The sequence below is a fragment of the Rubripirellula lacrimiformis genome (genome assembly GCF_007741535.1).
GTDB classification, from domain to species: Bacteria; Planctomycetota; Planctomycetia; order Pirellulales; family Pirellulaceae; genus Rubripirellula; species Rubripirellula lacrimiformis.
On record NZ_CP036525.1, the window covers coordinates 3,318,947 to 3,344,668 of the forward strand.

Annotated in this window: 19 protein-coding genes; 5 read left to right on the forward strand and 14 right to left on the reverse strand. The window is 55.7% G+C overall.

The features are described from left to right. Positions 1-178: 178 nt before the first annotated feature. Genes cas2 through K227x_RS11755 form a run of 4 tightly spaced genes read right to left on the reverse strand, consistent with a single transcriptional unit; the run spans position 179 to position 2,733 of the window. Positions 179-472: a CRISPR-associated endonuclease Cas2 gene (gene cas2, locus K227x_RS11740; protein WP_218934060.1), complete on the reverse strand. Its 294-nt coding sequence runs from the start codon at positions 470-472 to the stop codon at positions 179-181. A 50-nt stretch (positions 473-522) separates the two neighbouring features. Continuing rightward, entirely contained in the window at positions 523-1,548 is a 1,026-nt protein-coding gene (cas1c, locus tag K227x_RS11745) for a type I-C CRISPR-associated endonuclease Cas1c (RefSeq protein WP_145169660.1), read from the reverse strand. Next, the gene (cas4, locus tag K227x_RS11750) at positions 1,545-2,225 is read right to left on the reverse strand and encodes a CRISPR-associated protein Cas4 (protein ID WP_145169661.1); all 681 of its coding nucleotides are present in this window, start codon (positions 2,223-2,225) and stop codon (positions 1,545-1,547) included. The genes cas1c and cas4 overlap by 4 nt, the downstream gene beginning before the upstream one ends. Before the next feature lie 13 nt (positions 2,226-2,238). Beyond that, entirely contained in the window at positions 2,239-2,733 is a 495-nt protein-coding gene (locus K227x_RS11755) for a hypothetical protein (protein WP_145169662.1), read from the reverse strand. Here K227x_RS11755 and K227x_RS11760 point away from each other — a divergent pair. Next, positions 2,732-2,995, forward strand: a complete 264-nt coding sequence (locus K227x_RS11760; protein ID WP_145169663.1) for a hypothetical protein — start codon at positions 2,732-2,734, stop codon at positions 2,993-2,995. The genes K227x_RS11755 and K227x_RS11760 overlap by 2 nt on opposite strands. 40 nt (positions 2,996-3,035) lie before the next feature. Here K227x_RS11760 and cas7c read toward each other — a convergent pair whose 3' ends face one another. From cas7c to cas3, 4 genes are all read right to left on the reverse strand, one after another. Next, complete coding sequence (gene cas7c / locus K227x_RS11765; protein WP_145169664.1) at positions 3,036-3,890, reverse strand: type I-C CRISPR-associated protein Cas7/Csd2; 855 nt, start codon at positions 3,888-3,890, stop codon at positions 3,036-3,038. 50 nt (positions 3,891-3,940) lie between these two features. Further along, positions 3,941-5,698 carry a type I-C CRISPR-associated protein Cas8c/Csd1 gene (gene cas8c / locus K227x_RS11770; RefSeq protein ID WP_145169665.1) on the reverse strand — a complete coding sequence of 586 codons (1,758 nt, stop codon included), beginning with the start codon at positions 5,696-5,698 and terminating at the stop codon, positions 3,941-3,943. Then, a complete protein-coding gene (gene cas5c / locus K227x_RS11775; protein WP_145169666.1) occupies positions 5,695-6,366 on the reverse strand; it encodes a type I-C CRISPR-associated protein Cas5c in 672 nt (223 codons plus the stop codon). Before cas5c ends, cas8c begins: the two co-directional genes overlap by 4 nt. Positions 6,367-6,702: 336 nt before the next feature. After that, positions 6,703-8,943: a CRISPR-associated helicase Cas3' gene (cas3, locus tag K227x_RS11780; protein ID WP_145169667.1), complete on the reverse strand. Its 2,241-nt coding sequence runs from the start codon at positions 8,941-8,943 to the stop codon at positions 6,703-6,705. 1,105 nt (positions 8,944-10,048) lie between these two features. Here cas3 and K227x_RS11785 point away from each other — a divergent pair. Together K227x_RS11785 and K227x_RS11790 are read left to right on the forward strand one after the other, a co-directional pair. Further along, positions 10,049-11,266 carry an ISAzo13 family transposase gene (locus K227x_RS11785; RefSeq protein WP_145169668.1) on the forward strand — a complete coding sequence of 406 codons (1,218 nt, stop codon included), beginning with the start codon at positions 10,049-10,051 and terminating at the stop codon, positions 11,264-11,266. Positions 11,267-11,457: 191 nt separating this feature from the next. Further along, positions 11,458-14,859, forward strand: coding sequence for an AAA domain-containing protein (locus K227x_RS11790; RefSeq protein WP_246146752.1), 3,402 nt, complete (start codon positions 11,458-11,460; stop codon positions 14,857-14,859). Positions 14,860-15,177: 318 nt separating this feature from the next. On the opposite strand, the gene K227x_RS11795 is transcribed toward K227x_RS11790, so the two are convergent. The 4 genes from K227x_RS11795 to efp all read right to left on the reverse strand — a co-directional run bounded on the left by K227x_RS11795 (position 15,178) and on the right by efp (position 20,079). Then, positions 15,178-16,203, reverse strand: coding sequence for a zinc-binding alcohol dehydrogenase family protein (locus K227x_RS11795; RefSeq protein WP_145169670.1), 1,026 nt, complete (start codon positions 16,201-16,203; stop codon positions 15,178-15,180). A gap of 97 nt (positions 16,204-16,300) precedes the next feature. After that, complete coding sequence (locus K227x_RS11800) at positions 16,301-17,134, reverse strand: amidohydrolase family protein (protein WP_145169671.1); 834 nt, start codon at positions 17,132-17,134, stop codon at positions 16,301-16,303. A gap of 74 nt (positions 17,135-17,208) precedes the next feature. Next, positions 17,209-18,558, reverse strand: coding sequence for a magnesium transporter (mgtE, locus tag K227x_RS11805; protein WP_145169672.1), 1,350 nt, complete (start codon positions 18,556-18,558; stop codon positions 17,209-17,211). A 951-nt stretch (positions 18,559-19,509) separates the two neighbouring features. Further along, the gene (efp, locus tag K227x_RS11810) at positions 19,510-20,079 is read right to left on the reverse strand and encodes an elongation factor P (RefSeq protein ID WP_145169673.1); all 570 of its coding nucleotides are present in this window, start codon (positions 20,077-20,079) and stop codon (positions 19,510-19,512) included. Positions 20,080-20,146: 67 nt separating this feature from the next. Here efp and epmB point away from each other — a divergent pair, with 67 nt between their 5' ends. After that, positions 20,147-21,280 (forward strand): EF-P beta-lysylation protein EpmB, encoded by a 1,134-nt coding sequence (gene epmB, locus K227x_RS11815; RefSeq protein WP_246146753.1) that lies wholly within the window; start codon positions 20,147-20,149, stop codon positions 21,278-21,280. 84 nt (positions 21,281-21,364) lie between these two features. Further along, positions 21,365-23,002 (forward strand): ABC transporter permease, encoded by a 1,638-nt coding sequence (locus tag K227x_RS11820; RefSeq protein WP_145169674.1) that lies wholly within the window; start codon positions 21,365-21,367, stop codon positions 23,000-23,002. Between the two features lie 120 nt (positions 23,003-23,122). Here K227x_RS11820 and K227x_RS11825 read toward each other — a convergent pair whose 3' ends face one another. Further along, positions 23,123-24,856, reverse strand: coding sequence for a hypothetical protein (locus tag K227x_RS11825; RefSeq protein WP_145169675.1), 1,734 nt, complete (start codon positions 24,854-24,856; stop codon positions 23,123-23,125). Further along, positions 24,853-25,647, reverse strand: coding sequence for an ABC transporter ATP-binding protein (locus K227x_RS11830; protein ID WP_145169676.1), 795 nt, complete (start codon positions 25,645-25,647; stop codon positions 24,853-24,855). Before K227x_RS11830 ends, K227x_RS11825 begins: the two co-directional genes overlap by 4 nt. Positions 25,648-25,722 lie beyond the last annotated feature (75 nt).

The window sequence follows — 25,722 nt, forward strand, 5'->3', positions numbered from 1 at the left end:
CGGTGGTCGTTCGACGCAGCCACCGTTGCCTTTAAACGTAGCGATTCGCGAACCAGGCGTGTAGTGCGGCATTACCCGGCTTCCTGATCAGACGCTATCGATTGAAGTGCCGCCCCGGCGGGCTTGAAACCGCTTTCGCGAACCAGCCAGCTTTGGCGTGGGCGCTTCACGTTCGCGGTCACGCCAAAAGTGTCCCGCCACTGAGGTCCGTTGAGGGGTTCGTGCCAATGTGCTCCACCCGCTCACGCCATTGATTGCCCAGCCGGTAGAAACGCAGGCTGTCCTCCTCCGGCTCCATCGTATCGAGCAGCCGCGCACGGCATTCGACCCACTTCGCATGATCCAAATCCAACTCGAAAACGCTGTTTTGAACCCGCTGGCCATAGTCCAAGCAAATTTTGGCGATCAAACGCAAGCGACGTTTTCCCGCCGCGCTCGCCGTGCTCACATCATACGTCACTAACATCACCATCGACGCCACCTTTGAATCGTGCTGATTTCAATCTTGTCACCAACCGATGTTCACTTCCAAATGAACGCCGGGTATTCGTCCAAATCGCCTCGCAGATGCCGTGCGAGCAACCGTGCCTGCAAGTGCACCAACAGCCCCATCGTGGTTTTCTCGCCCAAGAACGGATGTTCAATGGTGTCTTGCTTGCGGGTTTGATAGGCCGTCAGTACCGTTTTTCGGGTCTTGTCGTCCATTCGCACCGCTCCCGATGAAGTCACCTCGAAGCCTTTGCAACTGACCTGTTTACGATTGATCAGTGAGAACGCCAAACGGTCCGCCAAAACAGGGCGAAATTCCTCCATCAAATCCAACGCACACCCCGGCCGCCCCGGACGATCGCGATGCAGAAATCCCACCGCAGCGTCGAGCCCACATGCCTCGCAAGCGCTGCGGGCGTCGTGCGCAAGCATCGCGTAAAGAAACGACAGCAATGCGTTGATCGGATCCAGTGGCGGTCGTCTCGATCTTCCTTTCATTTGAAACCCGTCCACGGATGTCAAATCACCAAAGGACGCAAAGTATTTTGACGCCGACTCGCCCTCATACCCCCGCACTGTGTCCGCGTCATCGGCCTTGGCGACCCGCCGCAAGATCGGTGCCAGCTGTTTCGCGGCCAGCTTTAACCGGCTTGATCGGTCCTCGTCCTTGGCGTCACGGGCCGCCCGCAGCAGTACACTGCGAGAGTTCGCAATTTTGCCGGAGATGCAATTGCGTGCTATCCGTGCGGTCAGCTCGGGGTCGTCGGCCGCCCGGTACTGTTGGCGCCGAAGTAGCACGTTGCCAGGCGAGAACCCGACGACGGCGGCTCGAAACCGTCCATGCGGCGACATCAGTGAAATCGACACACCGGCTTCGGCACAGGCGGCGGCCAATTGCGAACTGAATCCAACCCGACCAAAGCAAACGACGCTATCCAAATTATGCAGTGGCACACGAAGCAGCGTTTTCTTCTCGAACCGAACTTGCACAGCCGCACCGTCCTTGGCCAAGTAGCTGCCTTCAGTGGTTACAAATAGTGTGTTCAGATGACGCTTCATTCGTCCGTCGTTTCGTCTTGGAGATGGGCATTCAATTGTCGGCTCATAAAGCGGGCCACACTGCGGTCACCGCCGGTGGCATCCGGCAAGCAGAGGTCGATCAGCGAACACTTCTCACACGCCTTGGTTCGGACCGCCGGAGGTGTCACGCGGCCTTCGATCATGGTTCGCAACGCATCGATGGTTTGCATCGTGCGTCGACGAAGATCATCATCGAAGACGACCTCGGTTCGCCGCCGCCGAGTGCCATAAAAGAGCGCACCTTCGGTTACCCCGGTGGAGCACATTTCCTCCAAGCACAAAGCCTGAGCACACAGTTGAACGCGATCGCAATCATTCGCCTTGGGTTTGCCACGTTTATACTCGACCGGGATGATGCGGGGGGAATCAGACGAGTCACGTGGATGGTGAAATTCCACGATGTCTGCCTTGCCGATCAACCCCAGTTCCAGCGACCGGATCGGCAGCGCCCGTTCGACGCGAATGCGAACGCCATCGTGTTGCGGTCGAGTCTCGTGCGTCGGCGAATCTGCCCGCTCGTGCAACAGTAACCCCTCCATCGTCAACTGGTTTTCAGCCCAAACCTGTTCCAGGTGAATCAGGGCGCATTGCCTGGGGCAAAACAGGTAGTGCTGCAAAGCCGAAATCGGCAGCAATTCGTCATCGTGGTAGGTCATAGATCGTGCGGTTTTAGAATCGAATGTTGCCAGGGTTTACATCCGCAATGTGGATTCCCATCCACCGAAATTCAGCAAGAATCTTCTCCACAGTCGGCCAATTGTCTTCGAAATCCTCGGACTTTTCCTCTCTCCAATCCCGCCACACTTCGGGCGAGTAATCCGGTGGCTGGTCCAAGTAGGCTCCGCCAAAGTCGAGACAGAAGGGAGGCCGGACGGTGGACATTTCGATGGCCAGCAGATCGTCGTCATGGCCAAGCAGCTGGGGAACTTGGTGGCCACAGACTTCGCTCGCGTCCAGATCTTGCAGACGCAGGTAGACGCCGACTTCGCGGTCATAGGCAACCTGGCGGAGATGAAACTTGACTGCGTAAAGACTCAGATGGCGTGGATTTTTTGCGGTAAAAACGGTACCCTGAGTACCGGTGCCGAGCGATCGTCGCAGCACCGCCAGATGCTTTTGGCAGTACTCTTCGATCTGTTCTTCGTAACCAACGGGTAAATCCATGATCGCGTCCAATCTTCCTCGTTCAGCCGAAGTTGAGTTGTGGTTGCATTGTGGCGGGAAGCGATACGAACTGGGTCAGGTCGGTGGGAACTTTGCCATTCTTGCAAGACACGAGGCTATTGTCGGCGGGGAAGCGGTTGTCGAAACAATCATCGACGGCCAAAGCGATCATTTCCCCGTTGGTGTCATCGAAGACCACACTGCAGAGTCAAAGCGAATCACCTTTTCGCCGCCCTCCACGCAAGACGCTAGTGGTGGCTAAGCACCATGGTTCCGCGTCTTACCGTAACGAAATGAAGCAATCAAAACATCCGCTCAATCGAAATGCCTGCGGGAAGATCGGCTTCGTCAATTTGGACGTCGTAGTCATCGCTCGAACGTGCCGGCGTGGTGACGTCTTTGCGAACAACACTGACGCGTTTTTGTAGCTGATGAGCTGGGGCGTTGCCCAATGCGTCGTCGTGTTGAAACACGACTAGTGCTTGCGGCGTCATCTGCCCACGGCTAGCCGAGCGATCCAGTTCAAACATGTTTTGCAGCGACTTCCAGAAAAGTTGCAAATCGTCTTCGCTGAAACCGGTTTGACGTGCGAAGAATGGATTGATAAATCCGTGGCAACGATACATGCCGTAAGGAACTGTGAATTTACGTCCCATTGTTCGATTGTCGCCATCTTGTTTTTCGGCTTCTTTTTCCGTGGCTACAGCACAGCGTGTGATTGAATGTTCTAGCGAGACAATTGGGTCAATGCTTCGGGAGAACGCCATTTGAACCGGACCTCGCACTTGGCCACAATTGACCTTGGTGCTCATCACCGCACCGAACGTGCGCACGTCAAAGAAATTTTGGCACATCCAATCGCGACATTGATCAACTTCGGTGCGTTTCGCCTTTGCCGCGTCCAACTTCAACGCTTCATAGGCTCGGGAGTGTTGATTGTTCAACACTGCCCGCTCCTTCACATAAATTTCAAACGGTGGCGCTTCGTCCTTTACGTTGGCGACGAAATTGCGAATCTTCCGTTTCAAACAAACGTCGGTGACGAGCCCGTGTCCGGTTTCCGGATCGACGCGTGGAAGGTTGCCCGCATCCGGGTCGCCATTAGGGTTGCCATCGGTAACATCAAACAAGAAAACAAAATCGTATCGGTGGTCCATGATGAATCCTTGGGAGGGTGAATCAAAAATCGAGAAAGGGGCGTGAGAGTTTATTGGACGGTTTCAGCCGGTTTTTCTTTCTTCGTGAAAAAGTCTTGCCGCTGATGGTAGTAACCGATTGAAAATAGACCTTGGTCAACGATTCCAAGATGCGAAGGGAAATCATGCAGACGTCCCATGATTTCTTGGATTCGTTTTTCAGCGACAACCTTCTTACCGCCTTCGAGCTTACCGATGTGGTGCTGGTTCATTCGGATCAGTCGCGGGAAAACCGTTCCGGGCGTGGCAGATGCCGCTCCGAAGTAGCGATCTTTGATTGTGGCGTTGAGGCCGGGCAGGGCGTCTTCCTGCGCGCGTTCCAGGCACGCAAACAATCGCCCAAGTAGATAGGCAGGGTCGGGGCGTTCGCGATCGAGCATGACGGAAATTTCCTTTTGGTGGTTGTGGTTCAAAATCGCTTTGATTGTGGCTGCCTTGACGTGTCGAATTTCCTGTTCGGCACGGATCCGACGCAGGATTGCAGCGAGCAGGGCCTCGGGATAGCGACCGCCTGCAAGAACACTGCGAAGCAAAGCGCCGCCAAGCAACGGCGGCACTTCTTTGGATTCGCGAGCCGTTTGAGCAAGGATCATCCACAAAGGAATCCAATCGGAATCCTTTCCGCCGCGAACGATTTCAAGCCTTCGTTGATGCTCAGCGACTCGGCTGACCATTTCGATTGCCGAACCGGAGATCCAAAACCGTATTGATAGCCGCGAGGCGTTTGGGGACAAACCGAGCACATGAAAAGCGGCACCGGGATCCGGCAGAACTGCGTTGCCGTCTATGGCTTGACTGAGCACATTGCCAACTGCCGCAGCACGCCCTTCATCTTCGAACCGTCCAGGGTCAAGTCCAAACGAAAACACATCTTCAGCGATCGTGTCCTTGGCGTCAGACCAAAATACGCAAGTCGCATCACCGACTTGGAGGGTCCGACCGTTCTTGCGATCGAGCAAGTAATTCAGTGCGGTGGTGTATTTGAATGCGGCCTGTTCGCCGACAGGAGAATTGAAACTTTGAGTTTTGCCGAAACTTTCAAATGCCGATTTGTTAAATGAGACGATCGAGGCACCAGACGATTGGGCGTCGCGGACACCTTTGATACTGCCGTGCAATCGAGCCAGTGATGTCCGTTCACCGGTGACTAGGCAAATTCCTGACACGTCATCGCCGTCGCGGTTCATCTGGTAGCCTGACCAAAACCGACGCAGTGGGCTGCAATCGTGCAGGAACTGGCGATCACCGTCGATCCTAAAAACCCCGAAGCCGGTTCCCAGTTCGTCAATCAATGCCCGTTGCTCGACTGAAAGACTCGACAGTTCCCAGGACGAATAGAACCGACAGAGTACGACGTAATCATCGTCTTCGATCGAATCGGCAAATTCCAAGTGCGTTTGTTTGGATGCTTCGAAACATTTTGAAACGCGATCGACTTTCTTCAGTCGCTTCTTTTCATCAGATTCACTTTCGCCGATCGGCGGATCACGAAGTTCCGGCGACAGGTACCCCAGCAAGTACTCCGCTTTGTCCCAAAGGAACATCGCCTTCACGCCGCTGGTTCGTCCCTCGAATGGCAACCGAAGTGAACGCGGGATCTTGCGTTTACCCTCGGTCGATCGCAGGTCATTGATCGCGGCAACAAGACCATCGCGAGAAAGCACAATCTCAAAAGTGACTTTTTGCGGGGCGAAACCTTCCTGTGCGATTTCGATTTCCGGGTCCCTGTCGATGACGTCGTAGTACTCGCACAAGCGTTGCAGAATCATGACCGCACCTCCTCGCTTTGGATCCGCGGAACCTCAATCACACCGTCGATCATGGTCGCGCGAAAGAACTTGGGTGTCATCTCGTGCTCAAAGTCAATGTCGTGCAGCATGAACCCCATATCACGCTTGCCCTTTAGAGATTCATCAACCGCCGGCCCATCTCCTTCGTACCAAGCAAAATTTGCGACAAATTCACGACAACCGAGGTAGGGTTGTTGAAAGCATTGTCCTTTGGATGCCCGCCGTTTGAACATCTCGAAGTGCTTTTGCGGGGCTCCGTTGCCATTGCGGACTTCGTAGTGTGCTTCAATCAAGTACTCGACATCCTGCAATAGCGTAGCGGCACGTTGCTGCCGATCGTCTTCGATGATTTGCATCAAGGGTTCAGTTTTAGTACCGCTCAAGTACGGTTTCAGCGTCCGATCCGAGGGGCCGACGCTACCCAGTTCGTTGCGGCGAATGTTGGTGAAGCGAATCGGCTTCAGGACGTGCAACCGATCGATGACCCAGACGATCTGCGGCTTCCAATAGATGGCTTCCAATACGCCGCGTGCCGCCGATGGTGTGATCACGTCGTATGACACGCGCTCGACCTTCATCTCAGGCCGGGTGAAACAGGCAAAGTCGCCCCAAATTCGCAGGGCAACTCGATTTTTTGATAGGTCCATCGATTCCTCTCGTTTTAGCGACGACTTCGCGTTAGTTCTATACGTACCTAAAACGCGTGTCAAGGGTTGTAACTAAACGGATTGTCGCGAGACTTAATTGCACTATTGAGAACTCAGCCAATCGACTTCCGATTTTTCGTCGTAGTGGGCATCCGTTCTTTGGTTAGGAGCATTGGCGTCCCGTGTCGCTGGATAAACCAGCGTGGATTGAAACGCGTTAGGTCTGTACGTTTTCGGAGTTAGGTAGACGCAGCGGCATTGCCGCTGTGTCTACCTGAGGATTGTCGATAGAGTCGTGCGTTGATCAGCACTCCTCCACGCAACTCTGCCACTGCCTCAGCACATCAAGTCACTTGGCGGGACAACTCCGTCAGCTTTCGATAGCACCAGTCCAAGTTTTTGGTCGTACAAATGCCGCTGCGTCAGCGTGTTGTAGCCATGGAAGGACAATACCGCGCCGGCAGCGTGCAGTTGCACCATTTCGTGACGGCGCAGGTTGATCGAATAACGTTGCAAACGGCGTCGTAACTTTCGGTCAGGCGGATAATCCGATTCACTTAAGCTTCGGATTAATTGCTCGCCTTTTTTCCAGGGTACGTAGAGTGTTTCAGCTACTTCTTCGATGAAGCGATAACGGTCGGCGATCTGACGAAACTGAAATTCCATTCTGCTGGGATCACGACCGATCGCGTCCATCACCTGACGGAAATCCCAGCGTTCTTTTTGCTGCCAATAGTGCAAGCGGAAGTACGCTTCGATGGCTTCAGGACTGAGTAAATCGTCGAACTGACGAGCTATTTCTAGACCATGATCGGCCGACATTCGCAGCGTGCCCGGCGGTGGTCGTCGCTCGCCTTGGAAAAAATACACGCTGCCTTCGGCGGCACGTCCTTCGCGGTTGCAACGTCCAGCGGCCTGAGTTAACGAATCGATGCCACACACGTCGCGGAACACGACCGGGAAGTCGACATCTACCCCGGCTTCAATCAATTGGGTGCTAATAACACGACATTGCAAACCCTGGTCCAGTCGGGGACGAATCTGTCCGTCGAGCACATGCAGCCGGTGCGCCGCACACATTCGTGTGCTCAAGTGAAAGTTCGCGCTGGACTCATCAAGTTCCGCAAACAGCTTGCTTGCATGCGGCCGAGTGTTGACAATGCAAAGGACCCGATCTTCGGCATTGATCCGGGCGACAAGCTGCTCGTCGCTCAGCGCGCCGATCGGATGTACGGTTGTCCGACGCAATCGGTCATGGAGCTTCTCGGTCATCGGAATGATGTTGCGGATCTCGTGCAAGCCGATCGCAAAGTCTTCTTGCCACTGAAACGCTGGCTGGGTGGCGGTGCAAAGCACGACCGTGCAACCGAACGATTCGACCAATTCGCGAATGGCCAACAATGTGGGCGTCAGCAATTCGACCGGCAACGATTGCACTTCGTCCAGGATGATGACCCGCCGTGCGATCCGGTGGAGTTTTCGGCAGCGTGAGGCTCGACACGCGAACAACGATTCAAAGAGTTGGTTGTTGGTGGTGACCACCAAAGGCGCGTCCCAATTCTCCGATTGTAGACGACTCTGAGTGGTTTCCTGTTCAGGGTCAGTGTTGCTGTGGTGTTCCAGCACAACGCCTTCGCCAAGCGATTCGAAAACACCGCGATACACCTTTGCGTTCTGTTCGATGATGCTCGTGAACGGGATGCCGACGACGACACCATCGAGTCCATGATGCGCGGCATGACGCAGCGCGAACTGCAAGGAAGCAAGCGTTTTGCCACCACCAGTGGGAACGTTCAGTGAAAATAATCCGGGGACGAGTTCAGCCGCATCGACACATGCTTTGCTAACTTCGTCACGAATCTGATTCACCGGTGAAGGCTCCGCTTCGGAGCGAAGGCATCCAAGGTGATTATCGATTGCTTTTGCCAAATCGGTCATGTTCGCCGAAACGTTTGCCCGATTGATTGACTGCTCTGGCGACATGAACGCTTCGGTGGACAGAAAGTCAGCATCGACCAAAGCTGAAAATATCATACGAGTCAAACAGGTGACTCGAAACGAAGCGATGCGATGCTTACAAAACGTCTCGCGCGTGTGAGGCGGTCGAATGGGAATCGATTCCGGAAGTCCTAATGCCTCCAGACCCTTTGTCGCCTCGGCTCGCCAGCACGGTACTTTTTTGTCGAGTCGTTGCTTCAAGCCTGATCGCCCCGTCGCCACGTCCCAGTCCGGCAAACCCGCGTGATGTCCCGCCAACGTATAAGCGATCAATTTTCCAAGTGGCGAAGACTTGCTACAGGCCAACTGAGCACCCGCAGTCGAATGATCGACTTTGCCTGAGACTTCCGAACTGTGAACATCTGAATCGCCATTGGACGCTAAATAGCACTGAAAGTCTTCACTATACTTTCCAATGTCGTGCCATCGTCCGAGTAGGTCCCCCCAGGCAGCAAGTCCAGGGTCGATTCGATTGAGAAAACCAGCAGAAAGTTTAGCGACTGCCTGCTCGTGCTGCCCCAGCGTCTCCCACTTCGATCGATCGGGATTGCCGGGAAGGCTGTGGGCGTAGTGGGGCATCGCAGTTCGCATGGGCAGCGGTTCGGGAAAACCAATGTTTTATCACGACCGATGACACGTCTGGTCACTCCGCGATCGAATTCTATCTAGCCCTTTTTCCCTGCAGCACGGACCCACAACTGCCATGAATGAAAGCCGTGGGGTGCTGAGTGTGAAACGAAGGGGCATGGTAAGAGCTCGTCGGATCTTGTTTGACTCCGGTCGGTCGTTTGTTCGTAGTACCAGCGTCAGCCGAAGTTTTTTTGGCTCGGTTAGCTCCGATTTCTCGGGTCCGCTTCCGCCTGAAGGCGGTACTACAAACAGAGCCAATGCAGCGTGTGTCGCCTGACCGTGAACGGCGAACCTAGTGTCTGGAACAGGGTGTCAACCTATTTGGTTGGCCGCTGCATTTGTGATCGGCTAGCGTATTGCTGCTTGCCGGATTGGATCCATCGCCGGGTGGGACTGGCGCCTGGTTGATCTTTTTCGTTCCCTCGTCGCTGCCGTCGAAGGGCCGCATCTGTTCAATCGTGCGCAAGCCATTCTCGCTACGTTGATTGCAGACTCGGTACATCGCGGTGACGATGTCGTACTGGCGGTCGCCCCGAACCATTACACAAGGACTAGCGGCCTGTCGGTTGAGTGCAGTTTCAAATTTTGATGTTAGCCGTTTGGTCGCTAGCCTCCGGTTCTTGGGTGACGAAACCGAGGCTAGCGCCTAAACGGCTAACTAAACCGACAGCCCGCTAGCCGCGGATGAAGTGCCATTCGTGCCAGGGCGCTCGTACCGCAAAAAGTCCTGGCACTTTCTCGGATCCCCAGATCACCGAGCATACAGTCATTCGGCGGCAGCCTTCGACGATAGGCCCGCATCAGTGGGTCTAAGACTGAATCGCCCGAAAGTCTGATTGTTGACGATCGACGCGACGATCGGCGACGTTGACCGGGACCGAGCGGACGATCTTTCCGTCATGTATGATCGCCACCTGACGAGGTGACACCGGACGAATGGACACAGAGTCATCGCTTAGGAACGACGAATAAATAGTCCTCGCCACATCGCCTATAATGTGATCTACCGTTGCGGTGGGAGGCACCGCTCAGAATTCACACGGAGGGTAATTCCATGGCGTTTCAATTTGAGTCCCCGTACTCCAAGCAGATCGAAGAACGCATGAAAAATGTTTTCGATAGCTTGTCTGAAAAGGATCGTCGCCGCTACGCCGCCATCGAGACGGAGAAGCTTGGATATGGTGGTCAACGCTACATCTCAGAGCTATTTGGTTGTTCCGAGCATGCGATCCGGCATGGTTTGGATGAGATTGAATCGCTGCCCGAGGATCCTCTGGGCGATCGACAACGGGCTGAAGGTGGAGGAAGAAAGCAGAAAATTGACGAGGAACCAGAGATCGAAGATCAACTCTTTGAAATCGTGGATATTCACATCGCTGGCAGTCCCGACGAACCCGATATCATCTGGACTCATCAGTCGCCGCAAGCGATCGCTGCGACGTTGACGCACGATGGCACACCGATCAGCGCGCCCACGGTGGCCGATTGGCTCGAAGGCCAAGATATCCGTCGACGCAAAATTGAAAAGTCGATTGCCGGCGGACAGAGCCCCGATCGCGATACACAGTTTCAGGAAATCGATCGATTCCGTTCGCTCTTCCGAGAGGCTGGCGACCCTGTTTTCTCCATTGACACCAAGGCGAAAGAGCTTCTTGGCACGATGTATCGCGACGGCCGTGCCTACCTGAGCAGTCCGATGCGAGCATTCGATCACGACTATCCGAGTTGGTCCGATGGCGTTTTGATTCCCCACGGAATCTACGACCCGGTTCGCAACCACGGACACCTTAACTTGGGGCTCAGTCACGATACCAGCGAGTTTGCCTGCGATAGTTTTTGGTGGTTCTGGCGTCGTGTCGGGCGATTCCATTATGCAGGGGCCAAAAAGATACTTTGGTTGTGTGACGCCGGTGGCAGCAACAATGCTCGGTACTGGATCTTCAAAGAAGACTTGTCTCGCTTGGCTACGCGGATCGGACTGCCGATCCAGGTTGCTCACTACCCGCCATACTGCAGCAAGTACAATCCGATCGAACGGCGGTTCTTCTCACAGGTGGGCCGAACTTGCAGCGGGCTGATGATGCGATCAGCCGAGTTTGCAGCAGAGCTAATGAGACAAACGTCAACAGCGACCGGTCTGAGCACGACCGCCCATATCATCAAACGAGCCTACGAACTCAAACGCAAGGCAACCGAGGAATTCATGACACGAATGCCAATCACATTTTCGAACCTACTGCCTCGACTAAACTACACGGCCAACCCTTCATAGCAGCGCGTCTTATTTATTCGTCGTTCCTTAGGCTCGTCTCATGCCGACATCGATTCGCTCTTTGACTCACTTCTTCAGTAATCTATACCAGAAAACTGCTCAAGACCTGAGTCGCTAGTCGGGTTATTTGTCTAGACCTCTATGGCCAGCGGCGAATGCCTGAATGATCGATCGAGATGAGTGGAATAACCATGAGTGCTTCCGATGAAGGCGTCGCCGCTGACTTTGAATATTCTCGCTTCGAGTCCCGGCTTGGGTTGCCCCAAGGTGACGACCGGCAATTGAAGGATGCGGCTGTCGCTGTTCGCCAGGAGTATCGAGATGGGTCACGGTGGAAACGCTTGAGTTGCCACCGCGTCAGCATCTTTGCTGAGAAAGATCGTGGGACCATTTTCGTCGTTCATGTCGGCTCGTCGGTCGAGTTTGATTGGACCTGGGAAGGAGCGAAAGCGTTTCGCCCGAAGTCGCTTGACGACGACGGACGTGACTCTGATCGGTTTTATGAAGAAGCCGACTATGAGGACGACATTGTCTGGTCGAGTGAGATCGTCGAAGTGGACGAGCGGAACGGTTGCTTGTTCATCAGTCTTGATGATCCTGAAAGGACGCCGACGGCCGGACCGTTCTTTGTTCGTCCGTTTGAGTTCATGTCGGTCTTGGACGCGGTCTATAACGCAGACGAGTTTGAAGAGGTTCGCAGGCATATACCGGCGAGACTGAACGCCAGCGAGGGCGATGTGCATCCGAGAGTGGCGCTGCCGTGTGAGTTCGGCTTGCCAGAGTTGCGTGATTGGTGGCAGCACGCGTGGAGCGTTCTTTGGGGACCGCCCGGCACCGGCAAAACTTGGACGACCGGGCAGCAGATCGCCAAGGTCATGCAAGATGAGAGCGAGCGAGTTCTGGTGGTATCGACGACCAACCGAGCGACGGATGCCGTCGCTATCTCCATTGGCGAAGCGGCAAAGGGATTCTGCCCTGATGAACTCGGTGATGACACGCTGCTGAGAATCGGGAAGGGTGCGTCGTACCAAACGTTCGTCGGAAAAGAGCTCGATCCGATGCTCCGGGGAACCGAGTCGGAAGTCTTGTCACAGATCGATGGACTGGCACAGCAACTGCAACTGTTTGAATCGTCCGAAGACAAAGCCCTGACACGAAAACGGATCAGCGAACTGCGAGCCTCCGGTAACGACCAAAGCAACCGAATCTTTGTGGATGCTCAGCGACGAGTGGTGGTCGCCACCGCATTCAAAGCGATGAGCTATTTGAAGGACGAGTCCATCCGCAAGATGGTCGAGGATGGCGGCGCCCCTTTCACCACAATTTTCATTGACGAAGCGGGGTTGATCTCCAGGGCAGCGGTCGCTGCGTTGTCGCTGTTGGCCGCCAGACGAGTCGTGTTGGTCGGGGATTCAAAACAATTGGCTCCGATCAGTCGAATCTCACGGATTCTGCCAACTCGCCAGCAAACGTGGTTGGCGAGCAGTGGGCTGAGCCATCTGGACGATACGGAAAACATCCCCCACGCGGTTCACCTCCTTTCGCAGCAGCGGCGAATGCACCCGGACGTTTGCAGGGTCGTGTCGAGCTACCAGTACGATGGCGTGTTGACGACCGCACCGGACCGAGCCGAGTTGGAATCTACGCTTTCGCCATTCATTGCCGGTCAATCGAGAGCCATCTGGTACGTCCTGGATGAAGAGGATGCCAGTCTCGCTTCCATTCGTGCCGCACGTGGACCGGGCAACCGAAGCTGGGTTCGTGGAGTAACGCAGTCAGTGCTGCAAAAGCTGTTTTCGGATGCCGATGTTTGCTCAGCAAACGGCTTGTTCATCTCGCCATTCAAAGCCCAAGCTCAGCAGGTCGGGAAGCTTCTGGCTGGTTGGGGGATGACGAATTGGGAAGCTTCGACCGTCCACAGTCAACAAGGTTCGGAAGCGGACATTGTCATCTTTGATACGGTCAATGCGGGCAGTGGGACGTGGCAAGTCCCCGAATGGAAAAGGCTTGTCAACGTTGCACTTAGTCGGGCCAGGGAAGCGGTGATTGTTCTAGCAAGTCGTAGCGAGATGGAAGAACCGTATCTGCGCCCACTGAAGAAGGACATGACCGCAGCGTTCCTTGCGCGAGACGACGAGCGTTTTGTTTGGCGAAAGCCGGGTCATCGAGAGTCAGGTCAACGAGATCCAGGCCAAACGGTAGGGTTCGGAGCATCGATTGCGGCTGAGCAAAAGGGAAGCTACAAGAAAAAGGCATCTTGTCGCATGGGCGATCAGTTCGTTGATCGCAAGGGAATGAAGCCCATTCTTTCCCAAGAACAGCAACGGCTGACCAATCTTGAACTTGATGGAAAACCCCGCTTGGTTCGTGGAGTAGCGGGCAGCGGAAAGTCGATTGTTCTTTGCAATTGGCTCGCCAAGACGGCGAAGCGTTTGCAAGATCAGAAGGATGCCCGTATCTGGGCCGTCTACGCCAATCGAAGTTTGCAAAAGCTGCTTCGCGAATCGATTGAATCGGCATGGACCAGCCTTAACGAAGGAGACCTTTTCGATCAATCAGAGTTCCCTTGGGATAAAGTGTCGCTGCTTCATGTGAAAGACGTTTTGGCCGGGATGCTGCCAAGCGTTCGGATGTCGATCGAGTCGATTGGTTTTGATTACGACCGTGCCGCCGAGGAGTTCCTGAATCGTCAGGATGTGGACGATCTGCTTCCCCGTTGCTCGGCTTTGTTCATCGATGAAGCTCAAGACATGGGACCGGCAACGTTGCGGTTGCTGTTGTCCATCGTCGAGCAAGCGGACGAAGGAGACGCCAACAGTCGTTCGGCACATATCTTCTACGACAACGCACAAAACGTTTACGACACCAAGACTCCGAAGTGGTCCGAGTTCGGTCTCGACATGCGTGGTCGTTCGACGATCATGCGAGAGAGCTTTCGGTCAACCACGCCGATCACCGAACTTGCTGTCAACGTGCTGAGCCGACTTTCGGAATCAAGCAAGCGACAAGATCAGCAAGAATTGCTTCAACTGGGATTGCTGGAGAAAATCCATCGAAACGACGAAGACTGGTTGCGAGTGCGGTACAACCAGATCGATGGACCGAAACCGATCTTCCATAGCTTCGAGAACCGAAGCCAAGAAATGGCTTCGATTGCCGGTCACCTAAAGCACTTAATCCAGAACGATGGGATTTCGCCAACCGATATCTGCCTCATTTACAACGGTCGAGTTCGGAACGTTTTGCAATCCAATCTTGCACCGGCACTTGCAGCGATCGGTGTCGAACTCTCTTTTCAAAAGAATCGTTCGTTCGAAAGACAGCCCAACACACTGGTTGCCACCACTCCACATTCGTTCAAAGGTTACGAATCAGAAGTCGTTGTGATCCCGTGCGTGGACCACTATGTGGCTCCCGAAGGCAAAACCTTGAAGAACAGCCTTTACGTGGCAATGACTCGCGCTCGCTCGCTGCTGGCAATCTATGGAGTGAACCGTGGATCGGAAGCGAGTCGAAAGATTGGCGAAACGATTGGTACGTGTATCGCGATCCAAAACACTCAGCCGATCGTTCAGGATTTGGGCGATGGGTAGCCAGGAGTCTTTCGATTGATTAGCCGTTTTGGCGCTAGTACCGGTTCATAGGTGACGAAACCGAGGCTAGCGGCCTGCAGATTTAGTAACCCGCTGCGTGAGCGAGGGATTCAACAGGATCCCTCGCTCACGCTTCGGGTTATGATTTGCACGCTAAGTTCCGGAAAACGAATTAGCACGCCGCTAGCGACTAAACGGCTAACTAAATCGACAAACCGTCAAGAGTTTCGGCCTTGCCATGATTTACGAAAGTCTTGACGACTTCCGCTACGACGTTTGCCCGAACGTCTAGCTGGCATTGCGCAAACTCACTCAGTCCTAAACGACTTCGATGATCGCCTTGATGACACCGGTTTCTGGCTTAGTGAACGATTCGAAATCGTTCAGGACGCCGTCAAAGCTGGTTCGGTGCGTGATCCACGGATCGGTGTTGATGGTGCCGTCTTCGATCAAACCGATGATGCGTGTGAAGTCTGGTGGAAGCGCGTTTCGCGACGCCTTGATCGTGGCTTCGGGACGGTGCATCACCGGATGTCGGAACGACAATTCGTCGGTCGTGATTCCCACGTAGACCAGCGTTCCGGTCGGTGCCAGATACTGGAACGCGCCGGACATCGAATGCTTGTTGCCGGTTGCGTCGGTGATGACCTGATACATATCGCCGCCGGTCAATTCCTTCATCCGATCGATTTCGCTGCCGTCGCCTTTGAACAGGACCGTGTTTTCGATTCCGTAGTTGTCTTGGACGAACTTCAATCGGTCGGGATTCATATCCATCACGCTGACGGTCGCGTCGGTCAAGCGAGCGAACTCTAAAGTCGCCAGCCCGATTGGGCCCATCCCGATGATCAACGCATGATCGCCACCGGTCGGTGCGCCTCGGTCGTTGGCGTGACAGCCGATGGCCAGGGTTTCGACCAATGCCAATTGGTCGTAGGTCAGTTTGGACGACGGGTGCAATTTGTCGGCGCGAACCAAGAACGATTCGCATAGTCCGCCGTCGCACATCACGCCGATGACCTTCAAGTTCTGGCAGCAGTTGATCGCCCCTCGGCGACAGGCATAACATTCGCCACAGTTCATGTAGGGTTCGATGCTGCAGGCGTCGCCCGACTTGACGTTGGTGACGCCATCGCCGACCGAGACGACTTCGACGCCCAGCTCGTGTCCCGGGATCCGCGGGAAATCGAAGAACGGAAACTTGCCCAAATAGCAGCTGACGTCGGTGCCGCAAACGCCCATGCGATGGGTTTTGACCAACGCCATGCCGGGGCCGGGTGCGGCCGGGGCGTCGATTTCGATGGACTTGAGTTCTTTGACGTTCGAGATCTGAATGGCGCGCATTCTATTTCCAAGCGTAAGAAAGGAGTTGCGGGTTGGTTGGGAATGGGGGTGTCGTTGTGTGGCAGATGCATGGGGATGTCAGGCCCCTGCGGGTGCATCAAGCCAGGCTGTAGGCTCGGATAGCGTTGTCGGCAAAGATTGCTTGTTGTTCGTCAGCCGTCAGTTCCGCGGCTAGTTCGCGTACGGTATCCAGCCAACGGCGATGATGGGTCTTTAGCAGACAGACCGGCCAATCGCTGCCGAACATCAATCGGGACGGTGTGAACGCTTCCAATGCGACGTCCCAGTACGGGCGGATCGTTTCGATCGACCAGTCGGCATCACGCACTTCCGTGGCGACACCCGAGAATTTGCAGGTTAGGTTTGGTCGCCGAGCGAGTTCGCGAAGATGGTCGGCCCAAGTTTGATCAAACTCTGCTGACGCGATTGTCGGCTTGGCGATGTGATCCAAGACCATCGGCAAATTGGTATGAAGATCTGCAAACTCAATCGCCGCAGGCAATTGTTTAGCGAAGATCAAAACGTCGTAGACCAATCCACGATCGTGCAGTTGAGAAACACCGCGATTGAAGTCCGCGCCCAATAGGAATCGGTCGTCGGGTTCGTCTTGGACCACATGTCGAATGCCCTTCAGCTTTGCGACACCCTCGAAGCGATCCAGCGCGTCGCCAACATTGGGATCCGCCAGCGGAACCCAGCCGACGACGCCGCGAATCAGTGGTTCGTTGTCGGCGATTCGCAACAGTTCCTCGGTCTCTTGAACCGTTTGCCTGGCTTGCACCGAAACAAACCCATCGACGCCGCTTTCCGCGGCAACTTGACGTAGTTCGTCGCCAAGAAAGTCCCGCCGCAGGACCGACATCGATTCGTCGATCCATCCGTATTGTTCGGCCGAATACTTCCACAGGTGATGGTGGGAATCAATCAACATGCTGAAATCATCTAATCAGAGAAAGCCAAAGGGTGACATTGCGACGGTACAAGTTACCGCAAATCGCGACGGGGTTACCCCAATAATGCGCGGGCGATGTTGATGTAGATCACAATGCCCAAAATGTCGACGATTCCCGCCACGAACGGGTTGCTCATCATCGCCGGGTCCAGCCCTAGCCGTTTGAAAACGATGGGCAACGTCGCCCCGCACAGGCAACCGCAAACGATGACCGACAATAAGGTGAACGGAATGACCATCGCGGCACGCGGCGACGGTGCGATGAACAGGGCAACCGCGAAGCCGATCATGGCAAGAAAACTGCCCAACCCGAACGCCACGATGACTTCACGTCGCAGCACTTCGGGCCAGTCGCGGAACTTGACCTCGCCGCTGGTCATGGCGGTGATGACCAGGGTGGCCGACTGGCTTCCAGAGTTGCCGCCGGCGCTAATGATCAACGGAATGAACCACACCAACCACGCAAATTTGTCGAGTTCGACTTCGTAGTGTCGCAGTGCGAACGCAGTCAACAGGGCGGCGAAGAATAGGATCGTCAGCCATAGACCGCGTTTCCACGATAGCGTCCACAGACCGACCTTCAGAAAATTTCCCTCCAGCGGCTCGACCGCAGCGATCCGCTGAGCATCTTCGGCGAGTTCTTCGCGGACGACATCGATTACGTCATCGTGAGTGATGATGCCCAGCAGTTGTCGGCCGCTGTCGACGACGGGGATGGCCAACAGATTGAATCGTTCGACTCGTTCGGCAACGGTTTCTTGGTCATCGGACACCAGGGCCGCGATGACATCCGATTCCATGATTTCGCCAAGCGTGCGTGTCGGCGTTTTCAGCGAAGAAACCAATTGACGCGTGGAAACGACACCGCGAAGCAGATTTTTATCGTCGACGACGTACAGGTAGTAGATGGTTTCCAGTTCGCTGGATTGCCGCCCCAATTCCTCCAACGCTTCGCGAACCGTGAGGTGTTCCTCTAGCATCGCCACTTCGCTGGTCATCAGCGCGCCGGCGGTTTCGTCCGGATAGGACTGCAACCGTTGGATGTCGCGGCGGTCCTCCAGCGGCAGCAGCGGCATGATCTGGTCGGCACGCTGGCCCGACATCTCTTGGATCAAGTCGACGCGATCGTCCGAGGGAAGTTCTTCGATCAATTCGGCCGCTTGGGCCGACGGCGACTGTTCCAACAGCGTCAGTTTGCGTTGATGCGGAAAGTAGCCAAAGATTTCCGCTCGTCGCGTCGGGTCGGCAAACTGGAGCACCTGCCAGACCTCATCGTCTGCGAGTCCCTCCATGAACTCGGCAGTACGACCAGCGTTGAGCGCTTGGCAAAATTCTTCGAGTTCCGCCCGGTTCGCAGCGGCCAGCATCTCTCGCAGCTCAGGCAAGAATAGCGTGTTGTACATGGCCGGGACTTTGGGGGAACGAAGGATCGATCAAAACGTTGGCTGAAGAACAACCTTCAACAGCAATGGTGAGCCGCTGGCCGTGAGGCCACGGGCAATTCCCGGCCTGCTGACTTAGTTAGCCGTTTAGGCGCTAGCCTCGGTTTCGTCATCCAAGAACCGGGGCTGGCGGCCTGCACCTTTCGTAACCCGCTGCGTGAGCGAGGGATCTAGTGGTATCCCTCGCTTACGCTTCGGGTTGTGATTTGCACGCTTAGTTCAGGAAGACGACTGAATCAACAGGCCGCTAGCTTGCTAACGGCAAACATTCATCATCCAACACAGCGCACCTTTGGTAACCCGCTGCGTGAGCGAGGGATCTAGTAGTATCCCTCGCTTACGCTTCGGGTTGTGATTTGCACGCTTAGTTCAGGAAGACGACTGAATCAACAGGCCGCTAGCTTGCTAACGGCTAACATTCATCATCCAACACAGCGCACCTTTCGTAACCCGCTGCGTGAGCGAGGGATTTGGTAGGATCCCTCGCTTACGCTTCGGGTTGTAATTTGCATGCTTAGTTCAGGAAGACGACTGAATCAACAGGCCGCTAGCTTGCTAACGGCAAACATTCATCATCCAACACAGCGCACCTTTGGTAACCCGCTGCGTGAGCGAGGGATTTGGTAGGATCCCTCGCTTACGCTTCGGGTTGTGATTTGCACGCTTAGTTCAGGAAGACGACTGAATCAACAGGCCGCTAGCTTGCTAACGGCTAACATTCATCATCCAACACAGCGCACCTTTCGTAACCCGCTGCGTGAGCGAGGGATCTAGTAGTATCCCTCGCTTACGCTTCGGGTTGTGATTTGCACGCTTAGTTCAGGAAGACGACTGAATCAACAGGCCGCTCGCTTGCTTTGGCTGACATTCATCATCGAACAGTGCGAACCGTCCTCTTTGACCACCCGCGTATCAGTTGCTGACGCGTTCGACGTATTCCCCGGTCCTGGAGTCGATCTTGATGACGTTGCCTTCCTTGATGAATCCAGGGACCAAGAACTCGGCTCCCGTTTCCACGATCGCAGGCTTGGTGACGTTGGTCGCGGTGTCGCCCTTGGTGCCCGGTTGGGTTTCGGTGACCTTCATTTCGACTTGGTTGGGGGCTTCGACGATGATCGCGTTGCCGTTGTAAAGCGTCATGGTGCAAACCATTCCGTCCAACAGGTACTTCCAGATATCGCCAGCCACATCCGCGGAAACTTCGTACTGTTCGAACGTCGTTTGATGCATGAACACAAAGTCTTCGCCCTGTCGATACAGGAACGAAACCGATGTGGTTTCGACGTCGGCCGATTCCAGCGAATCGCCGCCCTTGTAGGTCCGGTCCAGGCTGTTCCCGCGGACCAGGTTTTTCAGGCGGCATTTGTACATCGCGTTCCCCTTGCCCGGTTTGACGAACATCATGTCCGTCATCAAGTAGGGTTCGCCGTCGATTTGGACCTTCAGCCCTTTTCGGAAGTCACTTGTGTTATAAGTAGCCATAAGATTTGCAGGCTCCGTGTCGAGGAGTCAAAGAGGTAAAATTGTGCGGGGGATATCGTTGATTCGAGTGACTGAGAACGACCGCAACGAGCATCCGGCGGTCCAACCATCGCAGGCTGAGTTCCCAGGTTCAACGAACCAGGTGGGCGAAATTCTAACGGGAACGACGGATCTTGTCCCGGTCCCTTCGCAGTCGCCCCAAAACCCCGAAAATCCGGGCGTTTGCGGCGAAGTCAGTTGGCAAACCGCGATGAAGCGGGCCATCCGCCGGTCGAACCAGTTGCGGGCAGCAGTCGGGTTGCCGGTGACCGCAGAACCGCATGCCGAGGCGGATTTCCCTACTTTTGCCCCCCTGGAATACGTCCGCCGGATGATCCCCGGCGATCCCCACGATCCGCTGCTGCGTCAGGTGCTGCCCATCGCTGCAGAAGACCAGACCGATCAGCCCGGGTTTTCCTCGGATCCGGTCGGCGACATGGGGGCGTTGGTGGCCGGCGGCCTGTTGCACAAATATCACGGCCGAGCCCTGGTGGTGACGACGGGAGCCTGCGGGGTCCATTGCCGGTATTGTTTCCGCCGCGAATTTCCCTACTCGGAATCGGGCTCTCAAAACCAGGACTACGCGCCAGCGATCGAATACCTGAGCCGGAAAACCGACATCGACGAAGTGATTCTCTCCGGTGGCGATCCGCTGACGTTGGTGGACGACAAAATCGATCGTTTGCTGAGTCAGCTAGAAGCGATCCCGCACCTGCGTCGGCTTCGCATCCATTCGCGAATGCCGATCGTGATTCCCCAGCGGATCACCGAACTGCTGGTCCGCCGTCTTCGGCAGAGCCGGCTGGCTACCTGGATGGTTGTCCACGCGAACCATCCGGCGGAACTGGATCACCACGTGATCGATGCCTGTGGACGTTTGGTGGATGCAGGGATCCCCGTCCTGAACCAAGCGGTGCTGCTGCGCGGGGTCAACGACGATGCCGACACGCTGGAATCCCTGTGTCGGCGTTTGGTCGATCATCGGATCCAACCGTATTACCTACATCAACTGGATCGTGTCACCGGTGCGGCTCACTTCGAAGTCAGCGAAGCCGAAGGTCAATCTTTGGTCGATACGCTGCGCACCCGTTTGCCTGGGTATGCAGTGCCGACCTATGTGATCGAACAATCCGGTCAGGCATCCAAGACGCCGATCCCCTAGGCAAACCGCCGTCGATTTGGCGTCGGCTCGCCATTTCGACGCAGTCCACTTTTTTGGCAACCGCACCGATCCTGTGAACACTTGATGTACGTTTTCGAAAACCCTGTGCTGCAGCGTGAACTGTTGGTCAATCTTCGGACCAACCGTGCGTTTCTATTGTTGGCGGCTTACCAATTGTTGTTGGCGGCCGTGGTGTTGGTTGCCTGGCCGACGGACCAGCGATTGGATTTGACGACCAATCCGCCCAGTGCGAAAAAATTGGTCAACATCTTTTTCTTGGGCCAATACGTGATCGCGTCGTTGATGGCGCCAAGCTTTGCAGCCGGGACGATCACCGGCGAAAAAGAACGCCGCACCTACGAAATGCTGTTGGCTAGCCCGCTGCGTCCCGGTGCGATCGTGTTCGGGAAAATGGTCGCCTCGTTGACTCACCTGGGCATGCTGATCCTGGCGTCGCTTCCGATCATCGTGCTGTGCTTGCCGCTGGGCGGGGTCAGTGTGTACGAGGTCTTGGCGGCGTATTTCTGTTTGATTGTGTCGGTGATTTTGTTTGGTGCGATCGGCGTTTTCTGCAGCAGCTATTTTTCGCGGACCAGCAGTTCGTTGGTGGTCAGTTATCTGATCATCCTGCCATTGGTGATCGCCGCGATCTTGTTTTGGTGGTCGCTGGAAAGTCAGGGGGAACTGAGACTGAAGTTGGCCGTGCTGGTCTTGCCGGCGTTCATGTTGACGGCCGTCATCTTGATGTGTTCGGCGGCTGCCGGGCGGATGCTGTATCCGCCTGATGTGGGCAGCGAAGGCAAAGAGGTGATCGACCTTGCGAAAGAATCCGAAGAGGCGGTTGGATTGGTGATCCAGCCGGACCAATTCCCCGATCGTCTGTTCGCGCCGCCAAAGAAACAGGAACTGATGCTGGATGGGACCAATCCCGTCTATGACAAGGAAATCCACAGCGAAATCTTTAGCCAAGGCACTTTGATGCTGCGGTTGGTGATCCAGATCAGCATGCTGTTGGCGATTCCGTTGATGGGCGTGTTCTTGTTTTGGATGATGGACAAGTGCGCCTGGTTCGCCGTCTACGTGATCGTGTTCAACCTATTGGTCGGTCCCGTATTTTTGGCCGGCAGCATGACGAGTGAACGCGAACGCGAGACCTTGGATTTGTTGCTGACGACGACGCTGACGCCCTGGCAAATTTTGTGGGGCAAGTTCGTGGTTGGATTCCGAATTTCCGCGGTGCTGACGGGGTTCTTGTTGTGGCCGCTGTTGTTGGGAACGGCGCTGAACACCAGTTTTTGGACCAACTGGGCAGCCGTGGTCGGAATGTTCTTGGTCGTCTTGATGGTGTGTCTTGTCAACGCCGTGGTGGCACTGACCAGTTCGTTGTTCACCAAGAAGACCTCGATCGCCCTGCTGACGACCTATGTGATCTTGCTGTTGCTATACGTGGCACCGCCAACGATCGTTTCGCTAATGCAGATCCTGGAATTTGCACCGGAGAAGATTGCCACGGCCCAGTGGACCGGCATCACCAGCCCATTCTCGGCGCTGTTTTCGATCCCGCTGGACGAGAATTTGAAACGAGAGCCGGATAGCGAGCCCGCGAATATCGGCAACTTGAAAGTCTTGATCGGCTATTTCGTATTCAGTCTGACGTTGGTCCTGGCGTCCACCGGAGCGATGGTGGCGAGGTTAAGAGCCCGACGCGGACTGTCCGAATAGGACCTTTTGCACGTCCATTTTCGTTTAGCCGCGTGGGCACCGCCCCGCGCGCGTCTGCTGCATGAACGCGCGGCCCGCTGGGCAGCGGCTAAACTAGATACTGACTTCGGATCGCCGCCCTCACTGGGGTGGGACGTCTAAGGATAAATCGAATCTTCGCCAGCATCCTGCGGTGACCCAGACAGCTACGCCGGCGATGCCCCAGGTGGCGGCGACGGCGCCGGTCACCATGGCAATGGCTGCGGCGGGTTGTGGCAGGTTCGATTGGCACCACGTGGCCCATCCGGCCAGTATCGCTAACGAAGCGATCATCAGCGCGGCCTTGCCCAGGAACGTCAATTTTGCCCGGATCATCATCGCAATCCCCTCTGCCTTTTCGTGATGAGGGAATGCTAGGAACAGTGCGTTTTCGATGGCAAATGTGAATAAGGACAACGCGGAGAGCATTCCGGTCCACAACATCACGGCGGACCATCCGGGCATCGTCACCGCGGCTGCAATGGCGATGGTGATCCACTGAAACAGGCAAGTGATGAACACTGGGATCGCCAGTTGTCCGATCACCATGGCGATCGGTCGCACCGGCAACGATCGCAGCAACTGCATTCGTTTGAGGTCGCGGCGAAAGTCGATGCGCAGTGCGGGTGGCGCCAACAGGACCGTACACAAGGCAATGCCGCCGACCACAAAGAACCATTGGTCGGTGATCCGTCCGGTCGCCAGCGGCGATAGGCAAAGCACTGTGGGGACGACGAAACTGAAGACGATGGTGCCCGAGTATCTGCGCACGCTGATCCATTGACGCGACATCACGGCCGCCGCATCAGCCCAGCCCCAGCGACTGAGCCAGTTGGAGATCCCGACGAAGCTTGGGCGGTGGTTTGGATCCGCTGAAAGATCTTGATCGGAACTGCGGTAGTCGTTGCGTTGTAGGTGGGCAAGTTCGGCTTGATGGGCGGCTGTGCGACTGCGCGAATCGATTCCGACCAGCGTCAGAATGGCAAGCGGCAGAATCGCGATCGCCGATGCAAACTGGACCATCGTCCACATGCCGTAGGTTTCGGCGACGGCCAGGTGGGCTGTGGGAATCCACGGCAGTGACATCCACTGGACCGCGTCGCTAGCGGCCGTTTGCCCGATCGCCGAGAACAGATGGATCACATAGGTGACGGTGGGGGCGCCCATCGGCGTCATCGCAACCGTCCGCAGAATGACCTGCAATGCGATCGCGGTGGCGATCAAGGTTGTGACGACTCTAAATTTTCGTCGCCCGGTTTCCGACAACGAAGACGCCCAGCGACCGACTGTCAGCCGGACAATCTCCATCAACAATAGTGACGTGAAGACGCCGATGCACATCAATTCAAGATGCTTTGCATCGACCGCCAAGACGACGGCCAACAAGGCGGTCTTCAAGGCGGTCGAAAAGACCAAGCCGGCAACGTGGTAGATGGCTAACGACGAACGGCGAATCGGGGCACCGCCCAACCAAAGAATTTCGGCCGGACTCATTTCAAGCTCGGCGGTTTGTCGTGACCATGCGCATCGAAGTGCGTGATACACCCCGTACATCACCATTCCGCCGGAAAGCCACCATCGCATCCGCTCGGGATCCGCTGGTTGCCGGGTCGAAAGGATCCACCAACCGTTGGCGATGTACAGCACCAGAAACAACAGTGTCAAAGTCGTGGCGACGATGCGACGTGGTGATCGAATCCGGTCCATCGTTCGCGCAAACCGGAATCGACCGCGCAGCACCAACAACCGCAACAGTTCGCGGTGCGTCGCCCATTGGTCCCAATTGTCCGATTCGCGGTCGACCGGGTGTGTCGTCTCGGATGCGACCCCGATCACAACGCCGCTCCCGCCGCTGTCGCGATGGGGGGCATGGGCAGCGCAGCGACATTGGCGGCGATGCTTGGATCAGTCGTCCCAGGCGATGTTGCGGCAAAGTAAGCCGCTTCCAATGTTCGCGCGTGGGGGAAACGTAAACGAAGATCCTCCGCCGCCCCGAAGTACTCGGCTTTTCCATTCTGCATCACCAACAGGTGGGTGCAGACGTCTTCGATCATCGCCAACAGGTGGCTGCTGATGATCACTGTCGCCCCGGCAGCGGCTCGTTGATGAATCGATTCCAACAGGGTGCGAATTCCGGGGGGATCCAGGCCGGTCAGTGGTTCGTCCAGCAGCAGCACGTCCGGGTCGTAGAGGTACGCGCAGGCCACGGCCAGTTTTTGACGCATCCCACGTGACAGCGTCGTGGCGCCGGCGCGTCGTTTTTTGATCAGGTCGAATTGTTCCATCAGCGCGACGCACTTGGCGGCGTGATTTTCGACCCCGTAGACACGCCCGATAAAATCCAAATGCTGCTCGACGGTCAGGTCATCGAACAACGGTGGATCATCGGGAACGTAGGCGAGCCGGCGTTTGAGTTCGATGGGATCGTCGCCGCAGGGGATTCCCGCGACTTTCAGGGAACCCTCAGTGGCGCGAATCAGACCCGCAATGCAACGCATCGTGGTTGTCTTGCCCGCTCCGTTGGGGCCGACCAGTCCGCAGATTTGTCCGCGACCGAGTGAGAACGAAACGCCATCGACGGCTAGATAGTCTTCGTATAGTTTCCGAAGCGATTCAACGATGATCATGGGCAGCGGCGATGGGTTTCCAGGCGTCTACAATCCGGCGTTTGTCACTGAAAACTTAGCACGTAACTTTGTGCC